Source organism: Pseudoalteromonas sp. HF66, from assembly GCF_011806445.1.
In the GTDB taxonomy this organism is placed as follows: Bacteria; Pseudomonadota; Gammaproteobacteria; order Enterobacterales; family Alteromonadaceae; genus Pseudoalteromonas; species Pseudoalteromonas apostichopi.
Genome location: NZ_JAATOU010000005.1, coordinates 224290 through 242323, shown reverse-complemented (window position 1 = coordinate 242323; position 18034 = coordinate 224290). Strand labels below are relative to the sequence as shown.

Here is an 18034-nt window from a genome sequence, read left to right as displayed (position 1 = left end):
CCCAGATAGCTCAGTCGGTAGAGCAGAGGATTGAAAATCCTCGTGTCGGTGGTTCGATTCCGCCTCTGGGCACCATTGATTCAAAGCCTCGCAATTGCGAGGTTTTTTTGTTTTTGGCCCCTCCAAATCACGATTTTACATCCCGTAGGCGTGAAATTTATTTCGCGTGAAAGCCTTAAGAGCCATCAGCTATCAGCCGTCAGCTATCAGATGAAAAAGTTAGCGAGTTAGAAAGAGTAAAGGTACGAGTTTCGAGGCCCGAGATACGAGTTGAAGGAGGCGTTTTAACGCCGAAAAAAGAGTTATTAGATATCAGTGGTTAGAAGTCAGATTGAAAAGTGCCTACACTCAGTTTCAGATAAATGCTCACCCGTATATGTAAATTTATTACACGCTAATAAACTCTTGTAAAAGAGAGAAGCTAGATCAAAGTTCTGATAGCTGATAGCTGATAGCTGATAGCTGATAGCTGATAGCTGATAGCTGATAGCTGATAGCTGATAGTTTGCAACTTACCTCCTTTTTCCTACCGTTCATCGTAGCCACATGCCAGGCAGTGTAATGTTATGTAAAGTCAGTTGAGCAAAACTTAACGTGGTGCTTGAATTACACTCATAAATAGATGTTTTCAGGTTTTTAGAATGAATTGGCAATATAAGCCGAGTTTTTTGGCTTTAAGTGTAATTTTGCTAAGTGCATGTGCAAGCCAGCCGGCTCACAATGAACGAGTTGCTGAACTTGAGTCGGTGCCGAGTGCATGGCAGCAGCTTCCCGCAGACGACAAGGTGCTTGCAGTTCAAGATAACTGGTTGCAGCAATTACACGATCCTCAAGTTTTTAATTTAGTTGAGCAAGCATTGGCGCATAACCAAGCAATTTTACAAGCTGGTTTTGATGTGGCAATTAAAGAGCAGCAGCTTATTGCTGCAGGGGCTGATTTATGGCCAAGCCTAGATTTATCAACACGTGCTAGCCGCAGTAAAGATAATCGCCCTGTCAGTTACAGTAATGCCAGCTCAGCATCGCTAGAATTAAGCTACGAAGTTGATTTATGGGGAAAATTATCGGCCTCAGAAAGACAGGCAAACCTTGAGTATCTAGCAGAAAAAGCCATATTTGCGCAAAGCAAACAACAATTAGTGGCTGATGTAGTAGCTGGTTGGTTTGATGTTATTACTAATCACAAATTGCTTGAGTTGTTTAAGCAACGAGAACAAAACGCCGAGAAAAATTTAGATATTATTGAATCAGGATACCGCCAAGGTTTAAATGAAGCGCTTGATGTATATCTTGCGCGTAATGAGTTAAATACTGAGCGCTCGAATATTGCCGCGCAGCAAGCCAAGCTAACTCAATCGATTCGTGATTTAGAGCGTTTAACAGGTCAATACCCTGCAGGCGCATTAACTGTCAGTGCAGATTTGCCATTACTTGAGAACACTATTCCGTTGGGCTTGCCTTCAGAGCTCATCACCCGCAAACCAGCGCTAATGGCGAGCTGGTATCAGCTTTTAAGCACAGACGCAGGGCTTGCTTATGCGCATAAACAGCGTTTTCCGAGTTTAAATCTTTCAGCATCAATCAGTGACAGCACCAATAGAGTAAGTGATTTATTTTCGCCTTCTAGCTTAGCTTGGTCGCTGATTGGTAGCATTTCAATGCCGCTCTTTGAAGGGGGGCGTTTACAAGCTAATGAAGAACAAGCAAGGCTTACCGTTAAACGTCAAGAGCAAGCTTACCTTGCCACACTCTATGATGCATTTAATGATGTTGAAACTGCAATTAGCCAAGAACAAGCTTTAAAAGTTCGTTATGAAAAAACCTTAGAAGCCCAAGAAAATGCGGTTGCCGCTGAGCGCTTATCCTTTGAGCAATATCAAAGTGGCTTAGTAACATACACCACCGTTCTAGATGCGCAAGATCGTTCTTTCAACGCGCAGAGTTCGGTCATCGAACTTAAAAATCAGCTTATTAAAAATCGAATTAACTTACACATTGCCCTTGGTGGTGACTTTAGTGCAGCAAACAGCGAAGTAGAAGAGCAATAATCATGAATAGTAAGACACGTAAAATATTAATCCCACTTGTAGTTATAGCTGTGACGGTACTGCTCGTCATGTTTATTAAAGGCAACCCACCACAAGCAAACCGCTTTTCTTCACCACCGAAAGCGAAAGTAAATGTTGCTGTTAAAACGCTGACGCCAGAATCCTATCAAGTGATGATAGATAGTTTTGGAACGGTTAAGCCGCGTACGCAAAGTTTGTTAGTTGCTCAGGCCTCCGGACAAATTATAGAAATTAGTGAACAATTTCGTGAAGGTGGTTTTTTTGAAAAAGGCGATGTGTTGTTGCAGCTAGACGATAGAGATCACCGTGCCGAAGTGAAATCAGCCCAAGCTGCTTTATTAACCGCAGAGCAAGGCTTACTTGAAGAACAAGCTCGCGGTCGCCAAGCTGAAACTGACTGGCAGCGCTTAGGTAAGGGCGAAGAAGCTAGTAGCTTAGTGTTGCGTAAACCACAATTAGCTGCAGCTGAAGCGAGTGTATTATCGGCTCAAGCCACCCTTGAAAAAGCTAAACTCGACTTAGAGCGTACAAAAATTACAGCACCTTACGCAGGTCGTGTTTTAAGTCGCAGTGTAGACTTAGGCCAAGTTGTGAGTAACAACATGGAACTAGCGAGCATTTATGCGATTGACCGTGTTGAGATCCGCTTACCAATCAAAAATAAAGACTTGCCGTTTATTAACTTACCTGAGCAGTTTCGTGACGGCGCTAAAAATAGTGCGGGTTCATTAGTTAAATTCAGCTCAGACCTTGTTGGTAAACAGCATTGGCAAGGTCAAGTTGTCCGCACCGAAGGTGCCATTGACGAAAACGCTCAGCAGCTTTATGTGGTTGCACAAATTAATGACCCTTATAAAGCAACATCTATAAATCAATATCCAATCAAAATTGGTCAATATATCAAAGCGCAGATCACTGGTAAGACGATTGATAATGCCATTGTGATCCCAAATAGTGCGATTTACCAAGGCACTTATGTTTATGTTGAAGAGCAAGGTGTTTTACGTCGTAAAAATATTTCACTTGCTTGGCAAAATGCTAATCAAGCTGTTGTAGCTGATGGCCTGTCTGCAGGTGATAATTTAGTTATTACACCGCTTGGACAAGTTAGCTCAGGTACGCAAGTGACTGTGATGGGAAGCGAAGAGTATCAAGCTACGAGGGGGAAAGCTAAGCGTCTTAATAATCAAGAGCAACCTAAAGAGCAAGGAGCGCAATAATGATTGCTTGGTTTACAAAGAATCATGTTGCAGCAAACTTATTGCTGATCAGCATTTTATTAGCCGGTTTATTTAGCGTTTCGACACAAATCCCGCTTGAGGTATTTCCATCGTTTGAGTCAGATCGCATTAGTGTCAGTGTATCACTTCGTGGCTCGACGCCTGAGGATGTAGAAAAAGGGGTCTCGATTCGCATTGAGGAAGCTGTTCAAGATCTTGAAGGGGTAAAGCGGATCACGAGTCGTTCATCAGAAGGCTCTTCATCAGTAAGTATAGAGGTCGAGACAGGTTATGACCCAAGGGAGCTATTGGCTGATATTAAAAGTCGAGTAGATGCGATTAACACCTTTCCGGTTGATGCGGAAAAGCCGATAGTTTCGCTTGCCGAATGGAAGCGCGAAGTTATCGCAGTATCTGTTTCAAGTATTTATGGTGAAAAAGAAACACTTGAATACGCTGAAACTGTACGTGATGAGCTTTTGCGTTTGCCAAGTGTAACTCAAGTTGAGTTAAGCGGAGTTCGTAATTACGAAATAGCCATAGAGGTGAGTCAAGATACTTTGCGGCAATATGATTTGAGTTTAGCGGATATTTCTTCAGCTATTAAGAACTCAAGCACAGACGTTTCTGCTGGTAATTTAAAAACAGAGGGCGGTGATGTACTTATTCGCTCTAAAGGGCAAGCATACCGTAAAGATGAATTTGCTAATATAGTGGTTAAGAACCAAGCCGATGGCACTATTATCCGTTTAGGTGATATTGCCCGTATTAGTGATGATTTTGAAGAAACACCCGTTCGTACTCGTTTTAATGGTAAACAGGCAGCTTTTATTGATGTATACCGTATTGGCCCACAAAGTGCGATTGAAGTAGCTGATGCTGTAAAAAACTTTATCACAGAACATCAAAGTCAACTTCCAGAAGGGTTTGAGTTAAGTTATTGGGACGATGACTCCGAAGTTGTAAAAAGCCGTATAGCAACTCTCACAAGTAACGCAATTCAGGGCGGAATTTTAGTGCTAGCGCTATTAACTCTATTCCTACGTCCAGCTATTGCTTTTTGGGTATTTATTGGCATACCTGTATCGTTTATGGGCGCATTTTTGATAATGCCTATCTTTGGTATAACACTCAATGTAATCAGCTTATTTGGTTTTATTTTAGTGTTAGGTATTGTTGTAGATGATGCCATTGTTACAGGTGAAAACGTTTATACCCACTTAAAAACGGCAGAAAGTGGTGAACAAGCGGCTATTCGTGGTACTCAGGAAGTAGCAACTCCTGTGACCTTTGGTGTGTTGACAACCGTTGCAGCCTTTTTACCTTTAGCTTTTATTGAAGGTGCGCGAGGCGCTATCTTTGCACAAATCCCTGTCGTGGTTATTCCGGTTTTACTATTCTCATTAATCGAGTCAAAGTTTGTTTTACCTGCACACTTAAAGTATTTAAAGCTGCGCCACGAGAAGGGTGAACCGACCAAACTTGAACGCCTTCAGCAGCGCTTTGCCGACGGTTTTGAACACGCAATAATGAAATATTACCAACCATTATTGAATTTAGCCTTAAAGAATAAAGTAGCCACTGTGAGCTTATTTGTCGGTATTTTTATAATTATTATGACTTTAATAACAAGTGGTTGGACGAAGTTTACTTTTTTCCCTCGAATTCCAAGTGAAACCGTGCGTGCATCTGTTACTTTTCCTGCAGGTACACCGTTTGAAGTAACGAATAAATATGTAATCAAAATGTCAGACAAGGCAAAAGAGTTACAAGATAAATATCGTGATGAAGACGGTCAAAGTGTAATTTTAAATATTTTGGCAACTACGGGGGGGCGTGGTGGCTCGTCAAATACGGGCAGTGTTAGATTTGAGATTATGCCAGCTGAAAAACGAGAATCAGATATTGGCTCTCGTGAACTTGCTAGTGAATGGCGAGACTTAATTGGCATTATACCGGGTGCAGAAAGTGTAACGTTCCGTGCTGAGTTTGGCAGAACATCGAGCCCAATTGATGTACAGCTAAATGGTAGCTCAATTGAAATGCTTGAAGCAGTAGCCGAAAGAGTGAAAGAACGATTATCGACTTATCCAACCGTCTTCGAAATTGCTGATAGCATGTCAGACGGTAAAGAGGAGTTGCAAATAGAGCTGACAGAGCAAGGTTTAGCATTAGGTTTAAACCGTGTTGATGTATCGCAGCAAGTACGTAATTCGTTCTTCGGTGCGCAAGTTCAGCGCATACAACGTGGGCGCGATGATGTGCGGGTTATGGTGCGTTTACCTATTGAAGAGCGTCGTTCTGTTGCTGATTTGAAAGACATTCTAATTAAAACTCCTGCTGGTGGGACTGTGCCGCTCTCGCATGTGGCAACTCTAGTACCGGGCCAAAGCCCATCATCTATTTATCGTATTGACCGCTATCGCACACTGAATGTGACTGCGGATGTCGAAAAATCAAATACCAATATGACGGTGCTGCAAGCAGATCTAAAAACTTACTTAGACGAGCTAATGCAGCAATATCCTGGAGTTGATTATTCACTAGAAGGTGAAGCCAAAGAACAGCGTGAATCATTTGGTTCACTGGCTTGGGGCCTAGTGTTTGTATTTTTTATTATTTATGCGTTATTAGCGATTCCGTTTAAATCATATATGCAGCCATTGATTGTAATGAGCGTTATACCGTTTGGCATGATAGGTGCCGTAATGGGTCACTGGATAATGGGAATGGATCTGACCATTATGAGTTTACTTGGCATGTTGGCCTTGATAGGCGTGGTTGTGAATGACTCACTGGTACTGGTTGATTTTATCAATAAGAAACGTGAAGAAGGCGGTGATTTACTTGAAACCGTTAAGCTTGCCGGTGCAGCTCGTTTTCGCCCAGTTATGCTAACCAGTTTAACCACTTTTATTGGTTTAATGCCGCTGTTATTTGAAAAAGCTACGCAAGCACAATTTCTTATACCAATGGCGGTAAGTCTTGGTTTTGGGATTATCTTTGCAACGCTTATCACCTTGCTATTAGTGCCGGTTAATTATCTATTGATGGAGCGTTTTCAAGGGTGGTTTAAGTAGAGCTCGAAGTTAACAGTTAGCGCTTGGTTGATATTAGGCGCTAGGAGCTAGGTTCTAGGACGCGGGGTAAACCCGCTGCTACAGGTAACGAGTGGCGGCGGATTTATCCCGCGTTTTTTGTTTTAAAAGAATAAAGTTAGCGAGGGGAAAGAGTAAAGTTAGCAAGTTAGCGAGGGGAAAGGGTAAAGTTAGATTGTGCCCGCACATTGCTATGGCTAATCCCGATACCGTAGGCGTGAAATTTATTTCGCGCGAATAAGAGTAATAAGTTCTTGTATAAAAGAAAAACTACATGGAAGATTTTCGATAGCTGATAGCTGATAGCTGATAGCTGATAGCTGATAGCTGATAGCTTGATGGTGTTCCCCAAGTATGCGGTGCCCGGTGTCAGTCCTGAAACCTTGAGGTTTCAGGGCGGGGATCTGCGGTCTACCGTAGGCTTCTCGGTACATGCCGAGCTTGCACAATAGTAAACGAACAGAAACCCTAACATAAAATTTATCGGCTCAGGGACTTAACCAAGCTCCTGCACCCTAGGGAACACCTTCAGTATATAAGACAAGTTTCAATCCTTAAACCATAGAAGTAAAAAAAGCGGATCGTTCGCGTAGTTTTTCCCCACCTTTAACTGCTTATTTACTTTTCAGATTGCTTTTTGACCTCAATCATACAATTAATTGGAGTTGCGATTTATCGAGTGGTAGCATGGCGTTACTTAGCCGAACAAAGAAAAAGTTATGAGCACGTTACCTGATTACCAACAAGCCCAATTGTTATTAGAAAAAAATGAAATTTTCGTCGCACCAGCCGAAGCCCATGGTGTGATCAGTGGTTTATTAGCCTGTGGCATCAATATTGAAGCCGAAGAATACTTAGGTTTACTAAGTGATGTATTCAACGATGGCTTAGCCTTCAATAAAGATTTAAAAGCATTTTTTGCTGACGTTTATTCTCAGGTTGTGGCCAGCTTTAGTGATGAAGAATTTCAGTTTGATCTATTCTTACCAAGCGATGATGAAACACTGATCGATTTAGCTAATGGATTAGTATCTTGGGTATCGGGTTTTATGCTTGGTTTTGGGTTAAAACAAAAAGATTACGGCAAGTTATCAGCTGATGTGAAAGAAGTAATTAGCGATTTTAGTGAAATTACCCGCTTAGACACCATGTTTGAAGAGACCGAAGAAGATAGCCAAGCACTGCACGAGGTGATTGAATATGTGCGTGTTTCTGCGTTGTTATGTTTTGCTGAGCTAGGTAAAGAGCCTACAGACAAAAATCCTAAGAAGACCCTTCACTAATCAAACTACAGAGGTTTAGCATGTCGTCTATTGTAATCGATAAAGCTGAATTTAAAGCCCGTCGTGAGCGTCTGCTTGCGATGATGGATAAAAACAGTGTGGCTATTATTCCTGCTGCAGGAGAAGTAACACGTAGTCGTGATACTGAGTATGCATTTCGCCAAGACAGTGATTTCTTCTACCTAACAGGGTTTAACGAACCGGATGCAGTTTTAGTATTGTGTCCGTCGAGCGATACGCCAAGTACTCTTATTTGCCGTAACAAAGACAAACTGGCTGAAATTTGGCATGGTCGCAGAATAGGCTTCGAAAAGGCTAAATCTGAGTACTTATTCGACGCAACTAGCCCACTTACTGAACTAGATGAACAATTATTAGATTTGGTGAACGGCCAGCAGATTTTATTTTATGCACAAGGCACTTACCCAAACTTCGATGCAAAGATCTGGGATTTATTAAGCACACTTCGCGGCGCACCTAAAAAAGGCTACAAAGCCCCGCACACCATTAAAGATATTCGTGGTTTAGTGCACGAAATGCGTTTATTTAAATCTGACGCAGAATTAAACATTATGCGCAAAGCCTGCGAAATTAGTGCGCAAGGTCATATTCGCGCTATGCAGTTTGCCAAACCAGGCGCAACTGAATACCAATTAGAAGCTGAACTGCATCATCATTATGCAATGAATGGTGCTCGTCATCCTGCTTATGGCACGATTGTGGGCAGTGGTGACAACGCCAATATTTTGCACTACACACAAAATGACGCTGAACTAAAAGATGGTGATTTAGTGTTAATTGATTCTGGCTGTGAACTTGAAGGTTATGCGGCAGATATTACACGCACTTTCCCAATCAATGGCAAATTTAGCGAACCTCAAGCAGCGCTTTACAATATTGTATTAGCAGCCCAAGAAGCGGCATTTAGCCAAGTAAAACCGGGTGGTAGTTTGTCTAAAGCCAATGAATTGGCCTCGACGGTACTTACGCAAGGGCTCATTGAGTTAGGCATTCTAACGGGCGAGCTTGATGAACTAATGGCTAACCAAGCGTGCAAAGCCTTTTACATGCATGGACTTGGCCACTGGTTAGGGTTAGACGTTCACGATGTTGGCGAATATAAGCTTGATGAAAAAGAGCGTGTATTTGAACCAGGCATGGTGCTAACCATCGAACCTGGCTTATATATTAGCGAAGATGCAAAAGCACCAGAGCAATATAAAGGCATTGGTATTCGTATTGAAGATAACTTACTTGTCACGCAAGATGGCCATGAAAACCTGACTATTTCGGTTCCAAAAACCATTAGTGACATTGAAGCAGTGATGCAAGCAAACAAAGGCTAGGAGCAAGCGTGGCAAAGCAGTTTGATGTTGTCATTATCGGCGGTGGAATGGCGGGTGCAAGTTGTGCACTGGGCCTAAAACAGAGCAATAAGCAGTTATCAATCGCTGTAATTGAGGCAAATGAAGTAAGCGCAGACTATCACCCAAGCTTTGATGATAGAAGCATTGCGCTGGCTCAGCAGTCGGTGCAGTACTTAAAATCAATCAATGCCTTTGATTGCCAAGCGCCATTTGCGGCAGCGATTGAAAAAGTAACCGTATCTGATCGTGGTCATTTTGGTAAAACACATATTGATTGCCAAGAATACGGCCATGATGCCCTTGGCTATGTGGTCGAAGTGAATCCATTTGGGCGTAGTCTTCATCAGCAACTCATGCGAACTGATGTCCGTTTATTTTGCCCTGATACAGTCGCCAAACTTGAATACCTGAGCAACTGTGCCAACATCACGCTGAGCTCAGGTGAGCAGTTAAGTGCAAAGCTTGTGGTGATTGCTGATGGTGCTCATTCACAAAGCCGTAAGTTGGCCAATATTGAGTTTAATACCCGCGCTTATCAGCAAGCGGCAATTATTGCCAACATCGAAGTGGCTGGTGGTCATCATCATCATGCTTTTGAGCGTTTTACGGAATACGGCCCAATGGCACTGTTGCCAATGAGTAATAACAGATACTCACTAGTATGGTGCATGGAGCCTGAGCAAGTTGAGCACTATATGACACTTGAAGACGATGCTTTTTTAGCTGCTTTACAAAAAGCATTTGGTTACTGCGGCGGTTCATTTAGCAAAGTAGGCATGCGTGCAAGCTACCCTCTGGTTTACGGTAAAGCAGAGTCACTTAGCAGCCATCGCACGGTATTAATAGGGAATGCAGGCCACGCTATTCACCCAATTGCAGGGCAGGGCTTTAACTTAGGCCTGCGAGATGTACAACTATTGTGTGATATGGCTAATAGAAGCGACCTTGGTGATTACGCTTTTACCCGTTATTACAGTCAAACGCGTAGCAAGGACATTACTACCGTGATGACACTCACAGACAGCCTAGTGCGTTTGTTCTCAAACTCATCACGATTGCTCGCACTTGGTCGCAGCATTGGCCTTTTCTCAATGGATTTATTCTCCTCGTTAAAAACCCCGCTGGCAAAACAGCTTATGGGTCAGGTTAAGCAAGGTAAACGGATATGAAACAAGCACAAGTTTGTATTGTCGGTGGTGGTTGTGTTGGTCTTACGCTAGCACTTGGTTTAGCAAAAGCAGATATCAGTGTTGTAGTTGTTGATGCAAGTAAAAATCAAACCTTACCGGGTGATGATTATGCACTTCGAGTAAGCGCATTGAGTCTTGCCAGTCAGGGCTTATTTGAGTCTTTGAATGCTTGGCAAGAGATTATTAAACAGCGTGCCACACCTTATACGTCGATGGATGTACGTGACCAAGACAGCTTTGGTAAAATTCATTTTGATCATAACGATCTCGACTTACCACAGCTAGGTCATATCGTTGAAAATGATATTATTCGCTACGCTTTAATTAGCGAACTTGAAAAGCAAAGTAATGCCACTTTATTGTTCGAAACCCGTTATCAGCAAATTCATCAAACTGATTCTGATGTATTTATTACGCTTGAAAGCGGCGAGCCTGTGATTGCTAAATTATTAGTGGCGGCTGATGGTGCCAACTCGGCTATTCGCAAGCAGTTCAACATGCCAATTACCTTTAAAGATTACGACCATCACGCCATTGTTGCCACGGTTAAAACCGCTGATGAGCATAACAACACGGCACGCCAAGTATTTTTGCCAACAGGGCCGCTGGCGTTCTTACCGTTACCAGACAAACACACGCATTCAATTGTATGGTCAACAAGTCCAGAGCACTGCGAGACACTCTTAGCGCTTGATGATAGCAACTTTAATAAAGCAGTAATGGCAGCCCTTGATGGTCAATGTGGTTTATGTGAAGTGCAAAGTGAGCGCATGGCATTTCCACTTAAAATGCGTTACGCCCAGCAGTGGGTGTCTGGCAAAGTGGTATTAATGGGCGATGCAGCGCATACCATTCATCCATTAGCTGGTTTAGGTATGAATCTTGGCCTAAAAGACGCCGCTTATTTAATTGAGCTTTTAAGTAATGAGCAAGGTGAGTTTGCAAGCGCGCGCACACTGCGTGATTATGAACGTACTCGCAAGCTTGATGCACAAAAACACATTGCCATGATGCAAGGCTTAAAAGAGTTATTTGCAGGGGCTAACCCACTGAAAAAACTTGTACGTGGAGTTGGTTTAAGCCTTGTTGATAACCTTGGTCCAATAAAACATTTGTTCGCAAAAGAAGCGATTGGTAAATAATTGTTATTTCTAAATTTAAGCCGCAGCTAAGCAATTAGCTGCGGCTTTTTTGCACTTATATGAACGCAAAATGATAGCGCTGTCATTTTTGTTAGTGTATGATTAAATTTTTGTGATTGGTATGGAAATTAAACAGCTTTATCTAGCTATAATCTCCAACCAAATAAAAATAATTAAACTTAGAGAACAATTATGGAAGCAACGGTTGAGTGTGACAACAACACAAAACAAAGCATCTGGCTGCCAATGGTATTGGCCGGCTCAATGTTTTTTATCTTAGGGTGTATAACGTGGCTTAATGGTGCAATCACACCATTTTTGCAGCAAATGCTTGAGCTTTCGCCGTTACAAGCTTCGTTTATCATCTCTTCTTTCTATATAGCGGTAACAGTTGCCGGCATCCCATCGGCCATGCTGATCAAGCGCGTTGGCTATAAGAACGGTATGGCGATTGGCTGTGCGATTATGGCTTTATCGGCGCTGATGTATATTCCAGCTGCGAAACTGCAGATGATCGAGATTTTCTTGTTCGCGCAGCTAATGATTGGTGTTGGGCAAACCGTGCTTCAAACCGCAGTTAACCCATATGTGGTTAAAATGGGCTCTGAGAAATCAGCCGCCGTGCGTGTTTGTATTATGGGCTTATTAAACAAATTTGCAGGCGTGATCGTGCCGGTGATTTTTGCTGCAGTGGTAGTAAGCGGTGTTGTAGATGGCGCAGGTAAACTATCGCAAGAACAAAAAGATATTATGGCTAATAGCCTGATCATGCCCTATGTATTGATTGCAGCTTTAATCATGTTATTTGCCGCATTTGCTAAATTTGCTCCATTACCTGATTTAGTTTTTGATGAAGACAAAACATCAAACGGTAAAGGTGAAATTAAAGAAACGCTTGCACACCCACACTTGGTTTTAGGTGTTGTTGGTATTGCACTATACGTTGCTGTTGAAGTTATTGCGGCAGACACAATTGGCTCTTACGCATTACAAATTGGCGTTGCCGACTACTCAGTCATGACATCTTATACTATGGCGTGTATGTTGATTGGTTACGCAATTGGTATTTTGACTATTCCGCGCTTTATGAGCCAACAAACAGCGTTATTAATGTCGGGTATTGCTGGTATTATTACCGTGTTGCTAGTGGTACTTGGCAGCAATGATTCATTCATTATTTCAAACTTATTATTAGTGCCATTTGGTGGCCCTGAGTTACCGGACCCTCTTTTGTGCATTGCGTTATTAGGCTTTGCTAATGCAATGGTTTGGCCTGCTATTTGGCCACTGGCTTTAGCAGGTTTAGGTCGCTTAACAGGCACTGCATCAGGCTTACTTATTATGGGTATTGCCGGTGGTGCACTCGGCCCATTGTTAATTGGTTTAGGCAATGTTGCTGGCCTTGGCGCACAAGGTGCATATATTGTCATGATCCCAAGTTATGTATTCATTTTATTCTATGCCTTAAAAGGCCATAAGATGAGAAGCTGGTAGTAAATTAGCAAACTAATTTTAAAGTTATGCAAAGCCGCGGTACGCCCATCACCGCGGCTTTTTTGATCGTAAACTAAAGCCATCAGCTTTCAGCCGTCAGCTATCAGATGAAAAAGTTAGCGAGTTAGAAAGAGTAAAGGGGAGAGGTACGATCTTCGAGGGCCGAGATGCGAGTTGTAGGAGGCGTTATAACGCTGAAAAATTGAAGGGGTAGGTACTCTCAACCTAAAACCAACGCTATGCTGTTAGCACCTAGCACCTAGCACCTAGCACCTAGCACCTAGCACCAATCCTACGCGATATAAAATGGCAGCTACAATTTTGCTAACTCACACCCGCAAAAAAGCCGTGGGATTTTCATCACACGGCTTTTTAAATTTCGCTAAAACGTTTTATTAAAACGAGTAGCTGTAACCCAGTTGTAGGCTACGTGGTTTGCCAGGTTGAATACCACCGTTTGCACGGTTTGCAACGTAGGTTTTGTCAAACAGGTTGTCTATTGTTAAGTACACTTTTTGTTTGTCGTCGATTAGGTATTTAGCAGCTAAATCCCACACAACGCGGCTGTCGATTGCATTGCGACCTGAGTCTGTTAAGTCTGCGTGTGCATCAGACACGTAACGCATTTGTGTATCGAATACAAAGTTTGAGAACTCAGCACCTACAGAAAGCGCTAATTGGTTTTCAGGTACGTATGGCATTGCATCGCCTTTTTCTACGCTACCCCAAAGATCTGATTCAAATGCATTATCGAACTCAGAATCAGTGTAAGTGTATGTTAAGCGAACTGGGAATGAAGCTGCGTTTGTAGCAAACACTTTACCTGCGCTTAGCTCAAAACCAGACACCGATACTTCACCGTAGTTGTATTGATCGCCAATGTTGTCATCGCTACAACCAACAGACGCAGTACAGTTACCGTGCATGTTTGTGTAGTCAGAGTTAAAGTAAATTACTTCACCTTGAATGCCAGCGTAATCGTAACGACCACCTAGCTCAATGTTGACACTCTCTTCTTCTTCTTGGTTTGCATTACCAGGGGCTGCTGGTGCGTAACCTTTTTGAATACCAGCAAGCAGCGTTAGGTTGTCGCTTACTGTGTATGTTGCACCTAGAGATGGCACTAAGATCTCAGTGTCGTTGCTGATGTCTTTTGTTAAACCATTTTCACGGTTTGGATCAGACTTAGCCCATTCAACACGTTTGATTGTGATGTCTTCGTAGCGAAGACCAGCGCTAATTACTAATGCATCAAGTGACCACTCATCTTGAATGAAAAGGGTAGTCGCTTCGGCGCTATCTAAACGGTTACTGTTTGAACCTGGTACGCCTTTTTCTGTTAGCGTCATTGATAAGTCTTGGTTAAGCGTGTATTTGTCTTCCCACTGGAAGCGATCCATTTCATCTTCATGGTAACGTGCTCCAACAGTAAAGTAGTGGTTACCTGCTGGAATATGGAATTCAGTTTGTAAGCCTTTTGCTTGGTAATCTCGGTTATTTGCTTTTACGCCAACACCCTCAATACCTTCGCTAGTTGGGTTTGCTTCAAATTCACTATATTGCTCAAGGTAACTTGTGCTTACTTTACTTGCTTTATACCAGTTACGGTGGAAGTCGTTTAAGTAAGCTGTAGCAAGTAGCTCGTAACCTTTACCAAAACGGTATGCATAGTTAATTTGGTATGCATTGTGTTGTGTGTTCATTTCGTCGTTTTGCGATGCAGCATAACGACGATAAGGGGTTGCTTGGTAATCAGCGTCAGTTAAACCCATGTAAGTTTCGTCAGAACGCTCGTCTGAGTACTTTAATTTCATTTCTAGGCTGTGTGCTTCGTTGTCACCAAAGTCAAAACCAAACTTTAATAAGAAATCGTTCTTTTCAAAGCCTGTGTTGTCGCTGCCAACTGGTAAGTCTTTAAAGCCATCTGCGCCGTAAGTAAATACTTCTACAAGGCCAGCAGCGTTGTTTTTCTTTTTACCGAAGTAAGCATGGCCTTTGTAGAAACCATCGCTACCAAGTTCAGCGTTAAGTAAACCTTTAGAGCCTTCTGTTGGTAAGCTACGCGAAACTAAGTTTAAAACACCACCGGTTGTACGCGGACCATACTTAACAGAAGCAGCACCTTTTAGTACTTCGATAGACTCCATACGACCCATAGTAGGGAAGTAGTAAGCAGAAGGAGCAGAGTAAGGTGCAGGTGCGACAAGTACACCATCTTCCATTACAGAGATTTTGTCGTTACGGCCTGTGCCTGTGCCACGCATACCGATATTAGGACGAAGACCATAGCCGTCTTCTTCTTGTACATATACACCAGGTACAGCACTTAAAACACGAGAGATATCAGTGTATTCAAACTTTTCTAGTTCTTGCTCGTCTATGAATGTAGCAGAACCTGGAATATCGTTAATTGCTGATGCAGAGCCAATTACAGTGATCTGCTCAAAGTTTTTCTCTTCTTTAGTTACATCTTTTGCAAAAGCATTCGCGCTTAAAGATAAAGCGACCGCAGTCGAAAGCGTAGAAACAATAAACTTAGGTGTCATTGTGTGTCCTGTGTATTTAGATTTTTTTAACGGGCGCAATTAAAACATGTAATATAATGCGAATCAATCCTATTTGTAATAAAAGTACTGTTATCTGTAAGTTGTTGTATTCACTTGTTTAAATAAATTACAGTAGTATTGTAATACCATTCCGGTTCGGTGATGTGTTAAGTAAAACTTAACAAGTTGGCGAGTTAGAAAGGGGAATGAGCAAAGAAGCTTTAAGCTAGATTGTGCCTGCACATAGTTAAATTGAAATGCTCGCCTGTAGGCGTGAAATTTATTTCGCGCGATATTTCTTAAACAACGGGTAATTCGTAGGTCGGGCTTTAGCCCGTCAATGTTAGTGATTATGTGTCGCCATAAATGACGATCTACAATATTATTTTGCACAAAGAGAAGACAATGAGAAGTGAATGTGTAACCCTATAAAAATTATTAGTTACTATCCTCTAAAGCGCAGCGTCTCTTGTCCTCTTTGTGATTTTTACTTTCTCTATGTAGCGCGAAGCGCCTCGGTGTACTCTGTGGTTCAATATTTTTTTGCACAAATAGAAAAGAATGGGAAGAGAATGAGTAACCCAATAAAAATTATTAGTCACTATCCTCTAAAGCGCAGCGTCTCTTTTTCTCTATGTGATCATTACTTTCTCTATGTAGCGCGAAGCGCCTCGGTGTACTCTGTGGTTCAATATTTTTTTTGTACAAAGAGAAGACAATGAGAAGTGAATGAGTAACCCAATAAAAATTATTAGTTACTATCCTCTAAAGCGCAGCGTCTCTTTTTCTCTTTGTGAATATTCATTTTATTATGCGATATGAAATCGCTACTACAATTTTGCTAACTTGCTAACTTGCTAACTTGCTAACTTGCTAACTTGCTAACTTGCTAACTTGCTAACTTGCTAACTTGCTAACTCACTCACACCTATGTCAAACGCAGGGCGATGAACTCAGCAAGTTTATCGACGGCGGTTCCTGGATCTTCAGTGCGTTTAATTAAACTAATACCTATTTGCCCAAGTTCAGGTAGGTCTTTGGTTTGTAATTGGTAATTCAGCTCATTAGGTACGGTGCTTTTTGCGAGCACAGTAATGCCTAAGCCCTCTTTTAACGCGGCAGTCAGGCCGGTTAAGTCAGCATTACTGTAGGCAATACGGTATTTAATACCGGCACTTTGTAGTGCTTCTATTGCTCGGCGGCGATAAATACATCCCTCAGGAGCGGTGACTAGCGTTACCACATCGTTTTGTGCAAGGTTTAAATCGCCTACCCATACTAATTGGTCTTGCATAAAAATAGGGAACTTGGCTGACTCTAGCTCTTCGTTTAATGCCAGTACTAAATCGAATTGATCTTGGCGCGAGACCGACAACAAATGTTTACTCAAGCGAGAGCGAACTTCTAGTGATACATCCGGGTAGAGGGCAACGAAGTCACCAATGATTGAAGGTAGAATACGTGCGGCAAATTCACTGGGGATCCCCAAGCGCACTTTACCTGTGACATTTTCGCTGGTGAACTGCTGCAAAATAGCATCGTTTTGTTGCAACATTTGTTTAGCTAATGGCATAAGCAATTCGCCATATTGATTAAGTACTTGGCGCTGACCTTGTTTTTTAAATAGCTTATGGCCAAGCATGTCTTCTAGGCGCTTAATTTGTAAGCTCACAGCAGGTTGCGATAGCCCCAATAATTCACCTGCTTTGGCAAACCCGCCAACTTCAACAACGGTTACTAAAGTACGTAAGCTATCGGTAGAAATGTTCTTCATTAAAAAATTCTATTTATAGGGCTATATATATAAGCATTATTTATCAATTGATAAATAATTACAATTTGTTGTTGCCAGCACGGCGCAATATACTTCAAGTATTAACGATTGATAGGTGTCACATATGACTTTTACGCCAATAATGTTTGCTCGCCACAGCCAAGCTGAGACTCCAGCAGATAATGTGCTACGAGCTAATAGCGATATTGCCATTATGGATTTTAGTGGCACTGAAGCAATCCCATTTTTAACGGCTATTTTAGGTCTTGATATTAATAAGCTGACTGCTAGCGGTTTAGGCTTACGTAGTTCATTAGACGATGACCTAACAAGCAGCTACGCTTATGCCCTGTACTACTTTAACGAAACTGCATTTCGTTTTGTGCTAGGTAAAGATGCTAGCGTGCAATTACAGTCGCTTATTAATGAGCAACAACTACGTTACGACATTGATTATGTAATGCGTGACGATTTAAGCGCGCTAACCCTAAGTGGTGAGCAGGCGTTTGATGCCTTGGTAGACAGCTTTAAGCTAACACCGGGGCTGCGTTTATCAGACATGCGCAGTTGTTATGGTGCACAAAGCGGTGAGGTATTTATTACCGCGATAGATAACCAAGCAACACAGCAATTTCAGCTGGTGGCGCGCCAAGCAGAGCTTGATAAATGGCAAACGCACTTACAGCAGCTCGGTTTTGATTTAGCCTTAGCCAACGTTGCTTAAAACATAAAATATTTAAAACAGCTACGCACTTGGGTGTTTAGCTGTTTTTTAGTTACAAAATCGCAATTTGGGTGTGACAACTGTGCAACTAATGTATAATCGCCGCCCATGTTATTCCCCCTCATTA

Annotated in this window: 11 protein-coding genes and 1 other RNA gene; 9 read left to right on the top strand and 3 right to left on the bottom strand. The window is 42.2% G+C overall.

Translation table 11 applies throughout. The annotated features are described in order from the left end of the window. Positions 1-641 precede the first annotated feature (641 nt). Genes HCZ11_RS07755 through HCZ11_RS07745 form a run of 3 tightly spaced genes read left to right on the top strand, consistent with a single transcriptional unit; the run spans position 642 to position 6369 of the window. Positions 642-2048 carry an efflux transporter outer membrane subunit gene (locus HCZ11_RS07755; protein WP_130050842.1) on the top strand — a complete coding sequence of 469 codons (1407 nt, stop codon included), beginning with the start codon at positions 642-644 and terminating at the stop codon, positions 2046-2048. 2 nt (positions 2049-2050) lie between these two features. Continuing rightward, positions 2051-3289, top strand: a complete 1239-nt coding sequence (locus HCZ11_RS07750; RefSeq protein ID WP_130050843.1) for an efflux RND transporter periplasmic adaptor subunit — start codon at positions 2051-2053, stop codon at positions 3287-3289. Further along, on the top strand, positions 3289-6369 hold the full coding sequence (locus HCZ11_RS07745; RefSeq protein ID WP_130050844.1) for an efflux RND transporter permease subunit: 3081 nt from the start codon (positions 3289-3291) through the stop codon (positions 6367-6369). The genes HCZ11_RS07750 and HCZ11_RS07745 overlap by 1 nt, the downstream gene beginning before the upstream one ends. Positions 6370-6728: 359 nt before the next feature. Here the strand turns inward: HCZ11_RS07745 and ssrS are convergent. Further along, a non-coding RNA gene (gene ssrS / locus HCZ11_RS07740) (6S RNA) lies at positions 6729-6912 on the bottom strand. Between the two features lie 194 nt (positions 6913-7106). On the opposite strand from ssrS, the gene HCZ11_RS07735 reads away from it, so the two are divergent. From HCZ11_RS07735 to nagP, 5 genes are all read left to right on the top strand, one after another. After that, a complete protein-coding gene (locus tag HCZ11_RS07735) occupies positions 7107-7670 on the top strand; it encodes a UPF0149 family protein (protein WP_130050845.1) in 564 nt (187 codons plus the stop codon). 20 nt (positions 7671-7690) lie between these two features. Continuing rightward, positions 7691-9016, top strand: a complete 1326-nt coding sequence (gene pepP / locus HCZ11_RS07730; RefSeq protein ID WP_130050846.1) for a Xaa-Pro aminopeptidase — start codon at positions 7691-7693, stop codon at positions 9014-9016. A gap of 8 nt (positions 9017-9024) precedes the next feature. Then, entirely contained in the window at positions 9025-10206 is a 1182-nt protein-coding gene (gene ubiH, locus HCZ11_RS07725; RefSeq protein ID WP_167658125.1) for a 2-octaprenyl-6-methoxyphenyl hydroxylase, read from the top strand. Next, the gene (locus HCZ11_RS07720; RefSeq protein ID WP_167658123.1) at positions 10203-11369 is read left to right on the top strand and encodes an FAD-dependent monooxygenase; all 1167 of its coding nucleotides are present in this window, start codon (positions 10203-10205) and stop codon (positions 11367-11369) included. The genes ubiH and HCZ11_RS07720 overlap by 4 nt, the downstream gene beginning before the upstream one ends. 192 nt (positions 11370-11561) lie before the next feature. Continuing rightward, positions 11562-12863, top strand: coding sequence for an N-acetylglucosamine MFS transporter NagP (nagP, locus tag HCZ11_RS07715; protein ID WP_130050849.1), 1302 nt, complete (start codon positions 11562-11564; stop codon positions 12861-12863). 395 nt (positions 12864-13258) lie between these two features. On the opposite strand, the gene HCZ11_RS07710 is transcribed toward nagP, so the two are convergent. Together HCZ11_RS07710 and HCZ11_RS07705 are read right to left on the bottom strand one after the other, a co-directional pair. Continuing rightward, positions 13259-15409 carry a TonB-dependent receptor gene (locus HCZ11_RS07710; RefSeq protein ID WP_167658121.1) on the bottom strand — a complete coding sequence of 717 codons (2151 nt, stop codon included), beginning with the start codon at positions 15407-15409 and terminating at the stop codon, positions 13259-13261. A 928-nt stretch (positions 15410-16337) separates the two neighbouring features. After that, positions 16338-17183, bottom strand: coding sequence for a LysR family transcriptional regulator (locus HCZ11_RS07705; protein ID WP_130050851.1), 846 nt, complete (start codon positions 17181-17183; stop codon positions 16338-16340). A gap of 124 nt (positions 17184-17307) precedes the next feature. Here HCZ11_RS07705 and HCZ11_RS07700 point away from each other — a divergent pair, with 124 nt between their 5' ends. Beyond that, a complete protein-coding gene (locus HCZ11_RS07700; RefSeq protein ID WP_130050852.1) occupies positions 17308-17907 on the top strand; it encodes a hypothetical protein in 600 nt (199 codons plus the stop codon). Positions 17908-18034 lie beyond the last annotated feature (127 nt).

Coding starts and splice junctions, on each gene's coding strand:
- HCZ11_RS07720 (WP_167658123.1), top strand. CDS start 10,203: ATGAAACAAGCACAAGTTTGTATTGTCGGTGGTGGTTGTGTTGGTCTT.
- HCZ11_RS07710 (WP_167658121.1), bottom strand. CDS start 15,409: ATGACACCTAAGTTTATTGTTTCTACGCTTTCGACTGCGGTCGCTTTA.
- nagP (WP_130050849.1), top strand. CDS start 11,562: ATGGAAGCAACGGTTGAGTGTGACAACAACACAAAACAAAGCATCTGG.
- HCZ11_RS07750 (WP_130050843.1), top strand. CDS start 2,051: ATGAATAGTAAGACACGTAAAATATTAATCCCACTTGTAGTTATAGCT.
- HCZ11_RS07735 (WP_130050845.1), top strand. CDS start 7,107: ATGAGCACGTTACCTGATTACCAACAAGCCCAATTGTTATTAGAAAAA.
- HCZ11_RS07705 (WP_130050851.1), bottom strand. CDS start 17,183: ATGAAGAACATTTCTACCGATAGCTTACGTACTTTAGTAACCGTTGTT.
- pepP (WP_130050846.1), top strand. CDS start 7,691: ATGTCGTCTATTGTAATCGATAAAGCTGAATTTAAAGCCCGTCGTGAG.
- HCZ11_RS07700 (WP_130050852.1), top strand. CDS start 17,308: ATGACTTTTACGCCAATAATGTTTGCTCGCCACAGCCAAGCTGAGACT.
- HCZ11_RS07745 (WP_130050844.1), top strand. CDS start 3,289: ATGATTGCTTGGTTTACAAAGAATCATGTTGCAGCAAACTTATTGCTG.
- HCZ11_RS07755 (WP_130050842.1), top strand. CDS start 642: ATGAATTGGCAATATAAGCCGAGTTTTTTGGCTTTAAGTGTAATTTTG.